The following is a 673-nucleotide window of genomic DNA, read 5'->3' as shown; positions in this document are numbered from 1 at the left end:
GCCCCGCGTGCCTTGCCTCACGGCGCACGCCCGGCGCTGGACCACACGAGGCCCGACCCCCGCATAGGGAGCCGGGGCCTCGCTCTTGCGTCTAGGATTCCGACATGACCGTCTGGACAACCCATCGCGACCACGGCACGGCCCATTGGGACGAGGTCGAGGTCGGCGACCGTATCAGCCTCTCGACGTCGGGAGCGGAGCGGACGGAGATCGTCGGCACCATCGTCGCCCTGTCCGCCGACACGGCCACGCTCAGGCCTTGGGTCGAGGTCCGCAAGTCCGACTTCGACGTTGACCGGATCTACCGCCGCAGTGACGTTCGACGACCTCGACGACGCGCTCCTCGACGACTTCGCCGACTGCTGCCGCGACTGGCCCACCGACCTCAACGACGCGTAGCCGTCGCGGCGTGTATCCTCCCAACTGAACGGCCCCGGACGGGTATGGTCCGGGGCCGTTCCTCGTGCCGACCCGCGTCACGATCGCGCCCCGCGGCCCTCTCTACTTACGCACCGTCCACCCCAGAGAGGCAAGCCCATGCGTACCCCCATCGCCGCGACCCTGACCGCCCTGACCCTGGCCGTCGGCCTCGCGGCGTGCTCCGTGCCGGCCGACCCCGCGGCCGATCCCCGCCCCGGTCGACGAGACCACGTCGTCCGCGCCGGCGTCCAAG

This window comes from Promicromonospora kroppenstedtii DSM 19349, from assembly GCF_000515355.1.
GTDB classification, from domain to species: domain Bacteria; phylum Actinomycetota; class Actinomycetes; order Actinomycetales; family Cellulomonadaceae; genus Promicromonospora; species Promicromonospora kroppenstedtii.
This window is presented reverse-complemented; position numbering follows the sequence as displayed.